The sequence below is a fragment of the Halostagnicola alkaliphila genome (genome assembly GCF_055379965.1).
The window spans coordinates 300180-314371 of sequence record NZ_AP043825.1 but is presented as its reverse complement, the minus strand read 5'-3'; the positions used below and the strand labels follow the sequence as shown (position 1 = coordinate 314371).

General features: G+C 50.9%; 15 protein-coding genes. 11 read left to right on the top strand and 4 right to left on the bottom strand.

The annotated features are described in order from the left end of the window. Nucleotides 1–173: 173 nt before the first annotated feature. A complete protein-coding gene (locus ACZ5C7_RS03640; protein WP_464375243.1) occupies nt 174–1985 on the bottom strand; it encodes a transposase in 1812 nt (603 codons plus the stop codon). A 317-nt stretch (nt 1986–2302) separates the two neighbouring features. On the opposite strand from ACZ5C7_RS03640, the gene ACZ5C7_RS03635 reads away from it, so the two are divergent. Beyond that, nucleotides 2303–2857 carry a hypothetical protein gene (locus ACZ5C7_RS03635; protein WP_464375242.1) on the top strand — a complete coding sequence of 185 codons (555 nt, stop codon included), beginning with the start codon at nt 2303–2305 and terminating at the stop codon, nt 2855–2857. A gap of 292 nt (nt 2858–3149) precedes the next feature. On the opposite strand, the gene ACZ5C7_RS03630 is transcribed toward ACZ5C7_RS03635, so the two are convergent. The 3 genes from ACZ5C7_RS03630 to ACZ5C7_RS03620 all read right to left on the bottom strand — a co-directional run bounded on the left by ACZ5C7_RS03630 (nt 3150) and on the right by ACZ5C7_RS03620 (nt 6250). Beyond that, nucleotides 3150–5054, bottom strand: a complete 1905-nt coding sequence (locus tag ACZ5C7_RS03630; protein ID WP_071400918.1) for a heavy metal translocating P-type ATPase — start codon at nt 5052–5054, stop codon at nt 3150–3152. Nucleotides 5055–5125: 71 nt separating this feature from the next. After that, nucleotides 5126–5875, bottom strand: coding sequence for a helix-turn-helix domain-containing protein (locus tag ACZ5C7_RS03625; protein ID WP_071400917.1), 750 nt, complete (start codon nt 5873–5875; stop codon nt 5126–5128). A 99-nt stretch (nt 5876–5974) separates the two neighbouring features. Continuing rightward, nucleotides 5975–6250: a hypothetical protein gene (locus ACZ5C7_RS03620; protein WP_071400916.1), complete on the bottom strand. Its 276-nt coding sequence runs from the start codon at nt 6248–6250 to the stop codon at nt 5975–5977. 692 nt (nt 6251–6942) lie between these two features. Here ACZ5C7_RS03620 and ACZ5C7_RS03615 point away from each other — a divergent pair. The 10 genes from ACZ5C7_RS03615 to ACZ5C7_RS03570 all read left to right on the top strand — a co-directional run bounded on the left by ACZ5C7_RS03615 (nt 6943) and on the right by ACZ5C7_RS03570 (nt 13962). Next, nucleotides 6943–7227, top strand: a complete 285-nt coding sequence (locus tag ACZ5C7_RS03615; RefSeq protein ID WP_464375241.1) for a winged helix-turn-helix domain-containing protein — start codon at nt 6943–6945, stop codon at nt 7225–7227. Between the two features lie 2 nt (nt 7228–7229). After that, nucleotides 7230–7511, top strand: a complete 282-nt coding sequence (locus ACZ5C7_RS03610; protein ID WP_464375240.1) for a hypothetical protein — start codon at nt 7230–7232, stop codon at nt 7509–7511. Between the two features lie 195 nt (nt 7512–7706). Then, complete coding sequence (locus tag ACZ5C7_RS03605; protein ID WP_464375239.1) at nt 7707–8447, top strand: DsbA family protein; 741 nt, start codon at nt 7707–7709, stop codon at nt 8445–8447. A gap of 1 nt (nt 8448) precedes the next feature. Next, nucleotides 8449–9042, top strand: coding sequence for a hypothetical protein (locus ACZ5C7_RS03600; RefSeq protein ID WP_464375238.1), 594 nt, complete (start codon nt 8449–8451; stop codon nt 9040–9042). Nucleotides 9043–9082: 40 nt separating this feature from the next. After that, entirely contained in the window at nt 9083–9364 is a 282-nt protein-coding gene (locus ACZ5C7_RS03595) for a hypothetical protein (protein ID WP_464375237.1), read from the top strand. A gap of 452 nt (nt 9365–9816) precedes the next feature. Continuing rightward, the gene (locus ACZ5C7_RS03590) at nt 9817–11316 is read left to right on the top strand and encodes a molybdopterin-dependent oxidoreductase (protein ID WP_464375236.1); all 1500 of its coding nucleotides are present in this window, start codon (nt 9817–9819) and stop codon (nt 11314–11316) included. Nucleotides 11317–11352: 36 nt separating this feature from the next. Continuing rightward, nucleotides 11353–11496, top strand: a complete 144-nt coding sequence (locus tag ACZ5C7_RS03585) for a DUF7563 family protein (protein WP_464375235.1) — start codon at nt 11353–11355, stop codon at nt 11494–11496. Nucleotides 11497–11582: 86 nt separating this feature from the next. Next, complete coding sequence (locus tag ACZ5C7_RS03580) at nt 11583–11726, top strand: hypothetical protein (protein ID WP_464375234.1); 144 nt, start codon at nt 11583–11585, stop codon at nt 11724–11726. A gap of 268 nt (nt 11727–11994) precedes the next feature. Beyond that, nucleotides 11995–12273: a helix-turn-helix transcriptional regulator gene (locus ACZ5C7_RS03575; protein WP_464375233.1), complete on the top strand. Its 279-nt coding sequence runs from the start codon at nt 11995–11997 to the stop codon at nt 12271–12273. Between the two features lie 672 nt (nt 12274–12945). Further along, the gene (locus ACZ5C7_RS03570; protein WP_464375232.1) at nt 12946–13962 is read left to right on the top strand and encodes a zinc-dependent alcohol dehydrogenase family protein; all 1017 of its coding nucleotides are present in this window, start codon (nt 12946–12948) and stop codon (nt 13960–13962) included. Nucleotides 13963–14192: the final 230 nt, after the last annotated feature.

The window sequence follows — 14192 nt, the reverse complement described above, 5'->3', positions numbered from 1 at the left end:
AACGAAGAGACTTTCAATACAAGAGAACTATCTCTGAAATATTGTAAAGAAGACTAACTGGACTGCACGGATTACACATACCATTCAGAGACGACAAGTCCAGTGCGAAAATAAGGGAAGAAAGAGAAAGCTGCTACTACCCGAAATTGAGAACTCGAGAAAAGTAGTGTTGCTTAGTCCGGCGGATCGAAGCCGTCGAGGAACGTATCGATACACCCCGACGAAGTAACTAACGGCTTCAAGCGAATCTCGTCATCACCCTTCTCGTAGTCATCATAGGTTGCCTTGACGAGCACCTTCACGAGGTGATCAACCATTCGCCAGAGGTTGTAAAGCAGTACACCGAAGATGAAGCTGAAACATCGCATTCGATAGTCCGTCGACGCGATCGACGGCAGGAACGACTTGATCGACTTATACTCATTTTCGATGTCCCATCGACGAGAATACTGTGACGTCAACCCCATCGCTTCATCAGGAGATACCTCGTCCCGGTTCGTGATGAACACGGCATAGTCGCCTCCATCTGTTGCAGAGAACTTCTTGTTTCTTGAGGGGACGAACATGAAGTTCACATCATGACTGTGTTCATCATCAATGTGTAACGGAACATCCGGGAGGACAGCAGCATCTGCAACTGGATGATCTTCGACCTTCTCAATATCCTCCAAATCCTTCTCGTATTTCTTCTTCGGAATGAGATACGTTACTCCCCAGTGATCAAGTACGTCTTGAACACCGTGTGAGTCGAACTCTCTATCTGCCATCACCTTATGAATATCGACATGTTGGGTCGCCTGCTCCATTAGCCGATCGACAATCTCGTGGTTCGGAATTGATTTCCCTTCATCGCCTTCCCATCCCGAGTTCCGCCGGACTGGTTCGACGGCGATGACGATTGGAGCGTTGCGCCCAACAATTGAAAGTGTTGCATACTCATACCCGTATGAGTGCTTGTCCTTCTGCCCGTGTACCATTTCTGGGTAGTCTTCTTTCGGAACTTTGGTCTTCCCTGTTGTCTCGTTCACAACAATTCGTTCGTCATCTGGTTCGATATCTTCGGGCGATTTCCACGGTGACGAATGGAATGGGACAACTGTGTAGTCTATCGCAGCGATTACTGGCTCTTGAAATCCCTCGGTTCCTCGAATTGAACTTAGTAGCCATGAGGTCGCCTCATGGAACGGATCTTGAATTGTCGCCGTGATTCGATTTGGTGATGGGATCGCGGACTGATCAGGAGTGGTAAAGTCAGTTAACGTGTACTGGTATGTTGTCGGTGTAGCCAACTTTTTGATAGCTCGTACGTGCGTATCATTATGAAGTGCATCCTCCTGTTTTCGATTCATCGTTCGATAGGCACTTCGTGAGCCAGCTCGATCCATCAGGCTCATTTTTGTCTGGGATTCCCAGACTGCCATATCACTGTGTTTGGCATTCGATGCTCTCCCCGTATCAAACGCTGAGAAGATATGATCCCGTCCGAGATCGATAATCTTGGAGGCGTGCTGGTCCACGTAGTGATGCAGTGGTTGTGGAGTCTCAGACTCAGTATCGTCGGTGAGCGGCGGTGCAAGCTCTTTTGAAACAATATTTTGTTCGTGTGCTTCTGTATGGATTGCTTCTGCGATTGCTTTGATCACTCGTCGAAGGGGAGATGTGAATCGTTTTCTCCACGTGTACGAGAGTGTTCCTTGTGACGGTCTGTTCTTGAGCCCGAACCGCTGTTGAAGATATGCCCAGGTCTCGAACCGATCGGCGAGTTTGAGATCGCTAAAGCCACCAACTTCCTTGTAGATGAACACCCGAATCATCGACTCGAGTTCAAAGATCCGATCGCCCGATTTGTTGTAGGTGTCGTCGATCTTGGAAACGGGGATCTCGAGTTCCTGAACGACTTTTGAAATGCTGTCGTGGACTTGGAGAAGGGTATTCGCCTGCTCGACGAGATTTTCTGTGAGTTCAGGATACTGGTCTCGGCTCATCTGAACACCACCAGAAGAATAGATGGAATGAAGGAACTGAGCGGCTCAGCGACTGCTAAAGACGCATAATTAGTTCGCGAACCGTAGGGCGTTCCTTTCATAGAGGGTAAGACAATTTTACTTTGGTATAGATCTATATTCTACAGTGATTTGCTCGCTTTGCTTGTTTGACCGTTAGGACTCCAGCCGTATGAAGGGTATACAGTGGTTTAGAGTTAGAATCGGTTGGGTTGGATAGTGGGCCCACTCCAAGAATTACTTTGATTTAGGAATCGGTCTCATCTATATCCGCCTTTGGCTATTTATCTCAGCCAGTAATGGACCAAGGGCCGATAGAAGAGTACTTGCGGAGAAAAGGAGCACTTGAGATCATCGTTGAAATCGGAGTCGGAAGTGCAACGTTCCAAGATATCGAAGATGCTGTGCTCGTGAGTTCGTCTACCGTTTCGACGCGCCTTCGCGAAGGCGTTGAAACTGACCTACTCGAGATTACTCACCGACCAACTGATCACGGGACGCAGAAACGCTATACGACGACTGGGTTGGGAGAGCGTGTTGTCCATCGGATTCGAGAGATAGATCTCGATAAGACTGTCGAAAAACTTCAGCGACTTCAACGCGAGCGCGATACTGAATTAGAACAGCTTATCGGTCGACTCAACCGTGATAAAGAAATTGTGAGTTATGAGCACAGCCGAAGGCCTCCTTCAGTTCCTGAAGAAACTGATTTTGATACCCACTCAGAGTATACAGAACCCTCTGAAAGTGAACTTCAGGAAGCCCATCAGGAAAACTTGGAAGAAAAATTGGACAATGATCTCATTGGGGAGAAAGAACTAACAGGAGATGATGAGGAAAGCTCAGTAGAGTAGTTCCCGACTCTGTTGGAATTTTTATTTAGATGCTTTTCTCAGAAACTGTTGCTCAGTACACGTGCGTACTGACCATGTCGTTCAGCCCAAAATAATCTGCAAAATAAGAATATCGGTCATTCTGCAGACTTGTATACTGAGTATTACTTCCTTGACCCAGGGAAGCATCCGTCGTAATTTACATAGAGCGTTTGGAACTGCTTGAGCCTAAGAGTGAACTCAGTTGAGACTCCAGTATCAACCGAAGACAGATTCTATGGATTTCAACAAAGTCAATGAGTAGTTGTTTTGATTATCCCTGTCTCACTCGTAGTCCGTTTCCAATGGCCAGTAGTTCAGATCCTTCATGCGCGACTACAGCAACGGCGATACCGAGCAATCCAAGTAATGCACCGGGAATGAGCACGGCCAACACGAGTAACGAGAACACGATGTTCTGCCGGCTGATCTGCTGTGCTCGCTGCCCGAGCGACAACGCGTATGACACCTTCGTAATGTCGTCCGCCATTAAGGCAATGTCTGCTGCCTCAATCGCAGCATCTGTTCCTGCGGTCCCCATAGCAATCCCGACCGTGGCTTGGGCCAGTGCCGGAGCGTCGTTAATCCCGTCGCCCGCCATCCCGACCGCCTCGTACTTCGTCGTGAGGTCTTTGACCGCCTCGACCTTCTCTTCCGGTTTCAGATCCGCTCGGACATCGTCAATCCCGAGTTCAGACGCGATTGCCTGCGCTGTTTCCTCGTTGTCACCTGTGAGCATGAGGACTTCAACTCCTCTTTCGTGAAGGTCGCTGATGACTTCCTTTGCTTCCGGCCGTGGTTCATCGCGGAGGGCGATTATACCCATGACTCGGTCTCGTGTTCCGACAAGCACGACGGTCTTCCCCTCGTTTCGTAGCGTTTCGGCGTCGGAAATCCCTTCTACGTCAACCTCGAATCGGTCGAACAACCCAGGTTTTCCCACGTAGACCGTTTCCTCCATGAGTTGAGCTTGCGCACCGTACCCAGTGATCGAACTGAATTCGGACACCTCGGTCTGTTCGAGTCCGCGCTCAGCCGCAGCGTCCATGATCGCCTCGGCAAGGTGATGTTCGGAGTACTGTTCAACACTCGCTGCTTGTCTGATCACGTCGTCTTCGGTTCCTTCGAGTGCAACGACATCTGTTACCACCGGTTCACCTCGCGTAAGGGTCCCCGTTTTGTCGAATGCGATGGCTTCAATTTTCCCGAGGTTTTCGAGGTGAATCCCGCCTTTGACGAGTACGCCTTCGCGGCCTGCTCGCCCAATGCCGGATGCGATTGCGATCGGCATAGACATCACTAGAGCGCACGGTGCCGCGGCGACGAGCAGTACGATCGCGCGTCTCGTCCAGTAGTCCGGCAGGCCAATTACGAACGGTGAGACCATGAGTCCAAGAGCCACTAGGAGAACAATCGGGGAGTAGACACTACCAAACTTCTCGATGAACAACTGCGACTTCCCTTTTTCTTCTTGCGCCTCTTCGACGAGATGGATCATCTTCGAGAGCGTGTTGTCCTCGAAGGTGGTGGTCGCTTCAATATCAAGGGCACCTTCTTGGTTGACGGTGCCAGCAAACACCTGATCGCCTTCTTGCTTATCGACGGCTGTGGATTCGCCGGTGACCGCTGCCTGATTAACCGCGGAACGGCCATCGATAACACGACCATCTGTAGGGATGGATTCGCCGGGCTTGACGCGGAACATGTCACCGATGTCGAGTTCTCGTGCTGGGATCATCTCTGTGTTCCCGCCCGTGGTGAGACGCGCTTCTTCGGGCGCAAGATCGAGCAGACTTCGGATCGAAGCACGCGTTCGGGCGAACGTGTATTCTTCGACGCCTTCCGCAGCACCGTAGAGGATGGCGAGGAACGCTGCTTCCTCCCATAACCCCAGGGCTACCGCACCGCCGGTGGCGGCTAACATCAGAATCTCAATATCGATCTCGTACTCTCCAACCAACTCTTCGAATCCTTCTTGAGCCCAGTGGAAGCCGCCGAGTACCATCGCTACGGCATACAGGCTATTTTCGGCCAACGGTGGGAGGTAGTTGAAGAGACTGAGTCCGAATGTGAGAATAGCGATGACAGCTGCGATGAGCGCATTTCGAATTGGCGGGAAGCGGTACCACGGCCCGCTCCACTGCGCGTGGCTTTCCTCCGGATCGTCCGAATCTCTCATGTCAGGAGAGAAGTGGACTGACAGAATAAGGATTGGTTTGGAATACTCTAAAACTGGTTAGAGTATACCAATCACGAGGTCGGCACCGAGTCCGTTACCGGATCGTGATCCGTGAACTGCTTGATGATTTCTGCCTCAGCCCGTCGCACGCGGTACGTAAGCGTTGACCGCGGCACATCCAGTTTCTCAGCAAGTTCACCAAGATCGATCCCCCGAGGCGTTTCGTAATACCCATGTTCAGCAGCAGCAGTCAGCGCCTCGCGTTGTTCACGGGTTAACGTTCCCTCCTCAGCCGTGAACGTGGCAGTAGTGGATGATGAGAGCCCCGTAAGACGGACGATTTCCACATCGACATCGGATGAGAGTTCCGCGTGTAATGCATCGAAGAACCCGTGGATGTTGGCGTCCTCTGGATGAATGACTCGCCAAGTGTGTCTATGCTGTACGTGCTGTGTTTCAAAGAGGAGCCCGTCACCAAGGTGTTCAAGTGCGAGATGTGGGATTGAGACACAAACCGGTGTTCGTTGCCAGTATGTGTAAAGGACGAGCGTGTCGTCTGTCTGATCGAGAATCTGTGTCTCGGACTCAGCCCCACATGGTTCAGTTGCGAGACAGTCTGCGTAATAATCGGCCGTGAGAAACGCGTCTTTGATTGCTGAGAGGGCATCCGGTGACCCAGTTGTATGGTCAACGCGCCAGAGGCTGTCTACTGTGGCGTGAAGAGAAAGCGACCGAACCCGAGCGTCAGGAAAGTCAGCCAGCGTATCCGCGAGCGTGTTCTGCCCTGGGTCGTAATCGAGGGCAAAGACGAGTTCTCTCATGCTCCGTCGTAGGGTTCCCATCGATAAAATACGCCGGACTTCTACCCGGTATGGGCCGTCCGTTGTCTTTGAGTTGAGGTGTGAATGCGTGCAGGAGCGTTAAATCGCGTCGTCTGGTTTGTGGGTTTCGGCCATTCGAGTGGCTTCAGCAGCGTACCGCTCTCGTTCGGCTTCATCATCAACAGTGCCCAAATTACCTGGGTCAACATCCAGTGCTGCGGTCGTATCGCGTACGTCAGTGAAGCTCGTGAGTGCACGTTCTTTCCTGAAATATTGTTCTCCGTCCGGAGTAGCGTAGACGAGAATGATCAGATTTTGTTCGTCGTCAGAGTACGTCCGTTCGACCAACCAGACACGTACATTGTCGTCTTCCATACCCTGCTTTAGTGGGATGGAGTGAAAGGAGTTCAGTTGTTTTATTCCAACCGGGGAGATTAAAAGACGGAGTCAGACTGGTTTGTGGATCCCGAGATCTACTGCTCGTCGTGATAAGTCCTCATCCTGTACTGAGCAATTTGACCCGACACTAGCTTAACGCAATCCATGCTGAATACGTGCCCTGTACTGAACACGAGTTTCACAGCCAGCTCTGAATGAAGAACCGTGCTACTATCTACTGCTATACTAAGAGATCTCTGGGAGGTCTTCAAGTGTAACAACCCTTGTCTGATTACACTAACCGGTGTCTGAGATGGCCACTAGTGAAACGACTCCCGTCTCATTACACTAACGGACGTAAGAAAGGGGGTGGGATTCTGAAAGGCAGACTGATGGTGAGGCCAACAAGGAACTGCCTCATCAGAATCTTGTTCGTGTCCTGTTTACCCGCTAGCCGACCATTCTACCATCGTCTTTGATATACTCATAGAGATGCCCATAGAGATTTGCACAACTGGTTTCTGTATCTCGGTGCGGGGCGATCGACGAAAGGGTTTCCCAGTTCCCAATCAAAACAAGGCGTCTTTTAGCGAGAATTGAGCCGGGTGCGATTGTTGCAGTGTTACTGCCAAGACGAGAGCATCGGTAATCCGATGGTTCCTTATCCTGTGAATCTGTTATTCGAAGTGATGGAGAAGGCGCTGTGGTATCTCATTGCAGGGACGAGGGGTGGGCCGATCCGTGCTCAAATAATTCGCCTTCTCAGTCAACAGCCGCGAAACGCCAATCAACTAGCGAATGAATTGGACGTCGAGTATAATACCGTGCGATACCATCTTGATAAACTCGTGGAGCACGATGTTGTTGAATCAGGGGGTAACGAATACGGGGAACTATACTTCTTGACTGATCAATTTGAACACCACCGCGATGAATTCGAAACAATCACTGATACTATGGAGGACGTAGATTGAGTATGATCACGATCGCAACGGCATTCTCAGCGCTCACCGTCTTGTTACTGGCAACACTGACAGTTGTTTGGATTAATAATTATCGGACATTTCGGACGAATCTCATACTGGGACTCATTGCGTTCAGTTCAGTGCTTCTTATTGAGAATTTGGTTGCAATATACTACTTTTTCAGTATGGGCATGCTTTATGCAGCTGATCCTACCATTGAACGAGTTGTAACGCTCTTGCGCGTACTTCAGTTTCTTGCAGTCCTGTTCCTGACGTACGTCACTCTCAAGTAAATTTTTGAGGGAATTGCGGGTGTGTTGGTGCGAATTCGAGAGAAATTCTAGAGAGTGTTGCAATAGAGTTGCAATTCATTTTGAAAAATTTTCATTAATAGCCCAACGGAACTACGGAAACGAGCATGGCTGTAACAACACCATCACAGTGCTCGAGTATCGGTTCTGAAGGACTGTCGAATACGGAGGTTATCCATGACTGAAAACCACACTCGCCGTCGATTCCTTATCGGAGCTGGAGCAGTATCAACAATCGCGCTAGCTGGCTGTACGAACGATGATGACGAGGAGATGGAGAATGGTGAAATGGACGATGGCGGGATGGACGATGACGGGATGGACGATGACGGGATGGAGGACACTAACATGCTCGAAGGCCATCCTCTCGGCCAGGATCTCGACGAATATCCACGGCTCGGTGAGGATCCTTTCGATGCGCCAGCAACACTCATCGTGTTAGACGACCCGTCTTGTCCACGGTGTGCTGCCTTCCATGAAGATACCGTTGCTGAACTGGAAGCGAATTATGTCGAGACGGGCGACTTGACTATTGTCAATCGTCCGTATCCAGTTGTATATGATTGGGGAGAACCCGCAGCCAACGCGCTAGAAGCAGCTAATGATCGGGACCAAGATGCCTATTGGGATCTTCTGGGCTACTACTTTGCTGAACAGGATTCGTTCGATGCCGATAACGTGCTCGATCAGACCGAAACGTGGTTGAGTGATAATACTGACTTGGATGCAGAAGCTGTCGTTGAAGACGCTCGTGAGGAAACATATGCAGACCGAATCGATGCGACGCTTTCGGCGGCCGAGGACGCTGGTGCCGGCGAGGTGACCCCGTCGACGTTCGCCTTCCAAGATGGAGAGCTCCAGACGTCGCTGAATGGAAGTGTAAGTCCCGTCACAATTGAAACGGTGTTAGGACTCTGACATGGTGAATATTCAACTACCGACTGGGCGTCAGGATATTCGCCTCATGCTTCGAACAATACGGCTCGTGCTGTCGATTCCAGCATATGCTGTATTCGCAATCTTTACTGCATGGGCCTCTCTGACGCTGTTCTCGCTATCTCAGAATTTGACGTTGGTTAATGATTTGATTATTGGTGGTCCGTTATCACTCTCGGATCGGTTAGTTCTCATCAGGGAACAGTATCCGTTTTTGGGGACGAATTTTAGCACGATCGATGGTATAGCACTCTTAGTTGTAGTTACACTTGTGGGAGCTAACCTATCTCTCGTTGTATATCACCTCCGTGAACACGAATTGTCTGCTTCGGGTAGCGGTGGAAGCATGGTAGGTGTTATTCTCGGGTTGATAGGCGCAGGTTGTGCTGCATGTGGTTCTGCTATCTTACTAGGCGTTCTATCCCTGTTCGGTGCAAGTGGTCTCATCTTACTGCTTCCCTTTGACGGGCTTGAACTATCATTACTTGCAGCTATTGCACTCTTGCTGTCAACCTATTGGTTAGCAGAAGGGATGCGTGGCGGACAGATAAAAGGTTGTCCAGTAGATATCACATAGTGATAGTGATTTGGAAAGTCATGGGAAATGTGTAGTAACTATGGTCTCGATCGCAACGATTTTTGCGGTGTTCACCGTTGTGTTACTGGCAATACTCACAGTCATATGGATTAACAACTATCGAACATTCCACGCGAATCTCATATTAGGGCTTATTGCCTTCAGCGTAGTTCTCCTTGTTGAGAATCTGGTAGCAATTTACTTCTTTTTCAGTATGAATATGCTTTATGCGGCAGGTCCGACTATCGAGCGGGTCGTGACTCTCTTGCGTATACTCCCATTCCTTGCTGTTGTTTTCCTCACATATGTTACTCTCAAATAGCCGTTCATATGTGGTTTAGAGATTGTATCGGAAAATAGATATGAATCCTAGAGAGTTTTACAATGGAGTTCCAACTCATTTTGAAAAATTCTTATTACCGACTCAGCCAAATCGATTGAACGAGTATGAACGTAAAACAGTGTTACAGATGCCACGGATCGTTTTCTGATCAATCGACAGAACGAAGTGAACCATGACTGATAACTCGACGCGATGTCGATTCTCGTCGGAATCGGTGTCACATCAACCGTAGCTGTGGCTGGTTGTATGGATGATGAAGAGGATAACGGAGAGATGGACGACGAGATGGATGATGGTGAATGATCGAGAACCATCCTGTTGATCAGAGTTTCGGAGATTGGCCGCGACTCGATCTGGATCCATCGATAGTTCGGTAGTGTTTGTTGCGCTGTAAACACACGCAATAACAGAATCCCCTGGGGATACGCATCATGAATTTGAACTCAACACACTTGAGACGAATAACAGTAGGAACAATTATTGGAGCAGCATGGATCGCTGGGTTGGTTGTTGCTGAACCGGTAGTAGGAGAGTTTGCGATCACAGCGATAGCCCAAGAAATCATTTTCCAGTCACCTGGGTGGCTTGCAACTACAGCAATTGACCTTCTTGGGTTTTATGCCCGACCAGCTCTCGTAGCCAGCGTTATTGTTGCTGCTCTTGCCGTAACCAGTTTCACAGCTCTTGTTTGGCCGCAGAATGCAGAATTTGCTACTCCAGTCGCCATCATTATTGGCGTTGTTGTAACTACTGGATTATATTTCGCAGTTGGAACCGGTCTTTCAGTTGAATTCTTTGGAGGGCTTGTTATTGCAATTGTTCCACCTTATCTCGTAGCTCGAGTATTGACGAATGCGCCAGCAGCAACGGATCAAACAGATCGTCGATGGTTCCTCCGCCGTGTTGGTGGTGTTACAGCTGCTGGAGCAGTTTCGGTTGTGGGACTCCGTGTATTGTTTGATCGGTTTGCCCCAGACGAAGCCGAACGGGCTGGGGAATCGTTGGAACGATCAGTGTCACCACCTACTGGTGATCCGGAGTTCGATTTCGATGGAATGTCAGCTGCTGTCACTTCTATTGAGGACCACTATAATGTTGATATCAGTGTCAGTAATCCCACTATTGATCCCGAATCGTGGACACTTGATATTGACGGTGAAGTAGAACAGCCATATTCGTTGTCGTATGACGAGTTACTTGATCATGATGAACATGTCGAACAAACAACGACAATGCTCTGTATATCGAATGAAATCGGGGGAGACTTGATTGGGACTGCCCACTGGACAGGTGTCCAACTGATGGATCTGATCGAGGCAGCCGAGCCAACTGATGAAGCAGTCGATATTGTCACGTACGCTGATGATGGATATAGTGAGGCGATCCCACTTGAGCTCGTCGAACGTGAGGATATCTTGATCGCCTACGGAATGGGTGATCGAACGCTTCCGGTCGCTCATGGCTTCCCCGCACGGTTACTCGTCCCTGGGCGGTATGGGATGAAAATGACCAAATGGATCACTCGAATTGAAGTTGCTAGTGAAGAACACGAGGCCCATTGGGAGGAGCGTGGCTGGAACGAAGAAGCAGTTGTCAATACAATGTCCTACGTACGCGGGGCACAACGAGATGGTGATCAAGTTATGGTTGGCGGTGTTGCGTTCGGTGGCCTTGAGACGGGGGTTGAAGAGATCAGTGGCGTGGAAGTCAGTGTCGATGGAGGTGAAACGTGGAACGAGGGTGAACTAGAATCGCAACTTGCCGAACATGCGTGGCGACGGTGGAGATACGTATTCGAAGCGCCCGATCAGTCGGAGTTCGATGTTGTTGTGCGAGCACTCGAGCGCGATGGGACGGTGCAAACTGAAGAGGAAACAGATCCCACTCCACATAGGGCGACAGGATGGCATCGAGAGACTATTCAGGTATAGCATATCGATTTCTAGTTCAACAGAATATATTCCAATATGCCTGAGTGTTCCAACTGTGGGGGTCACGTTACCTCGACATTCGTTCGTGTCTTTGCCGGCAACAAAAACAAGGTCCACGGATGCCCCTCGTGTATGACCTATGCCGAGATCGCAGACGGTGAACCAGCAGAAGAGTCGTGAGTCCATCAATCTTTAGCGGAAGTGCAGTTAGCTACTCGAACTATTCAACCACGAAAACTTTAGAGACCACGGCCCTAGAACTGTGTATGGGGGAAGATTGCTGCGACAATCGTGAGATGGAGATACAAGAAGCAACACAGGATGAAGTAGTTGCCTCACTCGAGGAGATTGAATCTGAGAATGATGAGTCCGATACGATACTCATTGCCGGCTCCTCTGACCAGGAGTAGTCTCTCCAAGAAACGATCCAATGAAATCTGAATTCGTTCTTCCAGCTCACGGCCTTGAACACGGTCACATTCCAGCCCCTGCTGGACATGCACCACGATTGGCGGTGACCTTTACTCGAGCGGGGCTCTGTGTCCACGAAGAAGGAAATCCAGACACATATCTACTGGCGAAAGATCCAGTCGAGATCCAGCGCTGATCGCGGAAGATCGTCGATAAAGCCCATTATGAACGGGCAGTTTTATTCTTGTGAGCGAGAAATTCACTCTCATGTATGATCTAACAGCCTTCCAACGCGACTTGCTGTACGTCATTGCTGGCCATGAAGCGCCTCATGGCTTGGCGATAAAAGATGAACTCCAAAACTACTACGAAGCAGAAATCAACCACGGACGACTCTACCCCAATCTCGATACGCTCGTCGAGAAAGGGCTGGTTGAGAAAGGCTCACTCGACAAACGGACGAATTCATACACGATCACTGATCGGGAATCCCGAGAACTCGAGGCCCGCCGTGAGTGGGAGGGTCAGTACGTCGAAGACGTATAGGCAGATAATAGCACGATTTCTTTCTTTAGAACTATGATGGAAACTAAATTGGACGATTCAGTAACTATGTATGCGAACTTTTTCCGCGTCGGGTTCGCCGCAGGCGAACCACTCGCACAAAAACTTCGATGAAAAAGGCCGACGGCTCGGCCTTCGGCCTCGCGTCGGTGAACCGAACTCGCTACGCTCGTTCGGATGTTTCAGCAGTAAGTCCTCCGCCTGTACTTACCGGCTGATTCGACCAGAAACGAGATTATATAAACCGGCTGTGGATCTTTCTACGACACGCTCTACCATGCCTATCTGAACACTAGGTTCAATTGTGGTTGACATTGGAACGGGGACCACCACATTGTACATTTGATCGGTAGGTCTCTACCCTGAAATCCCATAAGACGATTTATTCCTCCGAATAACCATATGTGATCTAGTGGTTTGTAGGAATCTACCTTCCGAACCTCTGGTTGAGAGTACCGTAGATTTAGTATCACCTTAAGTAATCCAATAGAGATGTCTTCTGTGTGGACCCACGACGATGCTGCCGACGAGTCAACGCTTCCGGGAAAAGCTCCGGACAAGACGGTGTGTTCAGGATTTACCGGTTATTGAAAGTACCAGCAAAACGATTGCTAGTCCAAGGAGCAAAGTCCCGAGCCTCCCTGTTCTCACCCGATGAAAGCCTACGAAGTACAAGAAGCCACGACCGACTACGACGGAGTCGTCCAGATCGACCGCGAACGCCCCGCGCCGAGCGCCGACGAGGCGCTCGTCCGCATCCACGCGGCATCGCTCAACTATCGCGATCTGGCGATCGCAAACGACGATCTCGTCTATCCCGGCGCGGCGCTGCCGGTCGTCCCGCTCTCCGACGGGGCCGGGGAGGTCGTTGCAGTTGGTGACGACGTCGAGCGGCTTTCGGAAGGCGATCGAGTCGCGACGCCGTTCGCGCCCGACTGGATCGACGGCCCCGGAACGCGGGCGAAGATGGGACGGATGACCGGAGGGAACGTCGATGGGGCACTCGCCGAGTACACCACGTTCCCCGCCGAGAGCCTCGCGATACTCCCCGAGCACCTTTCCTACGAACAGGGGGCGACGCTTTCGTGTGCCGGTCTGACCGCATGGCGGGCGCTCGTCGAAGACGGAACCATCGGCGCGGGCGAACGCGTCCTGGCGCTCGGAACGGGCGGCGTCTCGACGTTCGCGCTCCAGTTCGCCACGATGCACGGGGCGGAGGTGTTCGTCACCTCCTCGAGTGACGACAAACTCGAGCGCGCCCGCGACCTCGGTGCCGCGTGGACGCTAAACTACGAGGAGACCCCCGACTGGGGCGAGGCCGTACAGGAACGGATAGGCGGGGCCGATCACGTCGTCGAGGTCGGCGGGCCGGGAACGCTCGAGCGATCGCTCGAAGCGGCCGCCGTCGACGGGCACGTCCACCTCATCGGTGTGCTCTCCGGACAGGACGGGCAGGTTCACCCAGGTCCGATCCTCCAGAAGGCGCTCACGGTCGAGGGCGTAATCGGCGTCGGCAGCCGCGCGATGTTCGACCGGATGAACCGAGCCATGGCCGCGACGGAGATGGAACCGGTGATCGACTGCACGTTCGACTTCGACGAGGTCCGCGAGGCGTACCGACACCTCGAGGCGGGCAAGCATCAGGGAAAAGTCGTCGTAACGGTTGAATAGCCGTTGGTAGCAGCGGAAACGGCGGTATCGAAGTATACGTTCTGAAGCGGCCGGCTTCCTTGATATTGACGACTAAAATGTCATGGATCTCTAGGCACGAAGAACGGTATAGCGACGTTGGAGAACTTCTCTGTAGAATAGCCCGTTAATGGTTTCAAAATTAGCTACGGTATCTCACGAGACTGTCACTACCGTGTGAAACAGTCATTTTAACTAGACTAGAAGTCGGT

Excerpts from the sequence above, each read along its gene's own strand:
- ACZ5C7_RS03640 (WP_464375243.1), bottom strand. The coding sequence starts at position 1,985 with ATGAGCCGAGACCAGTATCCTGAACTCACAGAAAATCTCGTCGAGCAG.
- ACZ5C7_RS03635 (WP_464375242.1), top strand. The coding sequence starts at position 2,303 with ATGGACCAAGGGCCGATAGAAGAGTACTTGCGGAGAAAAGGAGCACTT.
- ACZ5C7_RS03630 (WP_071400918.1), bottom strand. The coding sequence starts at position 5,054 with ATGAGAGATTCGGACGATCCGGAGGAAAGCCACGCGCAGTGGAGCGGG.
- ACZ5C7_RS03625 (WP_071400917.1), bottom strand. The coding sequence starts at position 5,875 with ATGAGAGAACTCGTCTTTGCCCTCGATTACGACCCAGGGCAGAACACG.
- ACZ5C7_RS03620 (WP_071400916.1), bottom strand. The coding sequence starts at position 6,250 with ATGGAAGACGACAATGTACGTGTCTGGTTGGTCGAACGGACGTACTCT.
- ACZ5C7_RS03615 (WP_464375241.1), top strand. The coding sequence starts at position 6,943 with ATGGAGAAGGCGCTGTGGTATCTCATTGCAGGGACGAGGGGTGGGCCG.
- ACZ5C7_RS03610 (WP_464375240.1), top strand. The coding sequence starts at position 7,230 with ATGATCACGATCGCAACGGCATTCTCAGCGCTCACCGTCTTGTTACTG.
- ACZ5C7_RS03605 (WP_464375239.1), top strand. The coding sequence starts at position 7,707 with ATGACTGAAAACCACACTCGCCGTCGATTCCTTATCGGAGCTGGAGCA.
- ACZ5C7_RS03600 (WP_464375238.1), top strand. The coding sequence starts at position 8,449 with ATGGTGAATATTCAACTACCGACTGGGCGTCAGGATATTCGCCTCATG.
- ACZ5C7_RS03595 (WP_464375237.1), top strand. The coding sequence starts at position 9,083 with ATGGTCTCGATCGCAACGATTTTTGCGGTGTTCACCGTTGTGTTACTG.
- ACZ5C7_RS03590 (WP_464375236.1), top strand. The coding sequence starts at position 9,817 with ATGAATTTGAACTCAACACACTTGAGACGAATAACAGTAGGAACAATT.
- ACZ5C7_RS03585 (WP_464375235.1), top strand. The coding sequence starts at position 11,353 with ATGCCTGAGTGTTCCAACTGTGGGGGTCACGTTACCTCGACATTCGTT.
- ACZ5C7_RS03580 (WP_464375234.1), top strand. The coding sequence starts at position 11,583 with ATGGGGGAAGATTGCTGCGACAATCGTGAGATGGAGATACAAGAAGCA.
- ACZ5C7_RS03575 (WP_464375233.1), top strand. The coding sequence starts at position 11,995 with ATGTATGATCTAACAGCCTTCCAACGCGACTTGCTGTACGTCATTGCT.
- ACZ5C7_RS03570 (WP_464375232.1), top strand. The coding sequence starts at position 12,946 with ATGAAAGCCTACGAAGTACAAGAAGCCACGACCGACTACGACGGAGTC.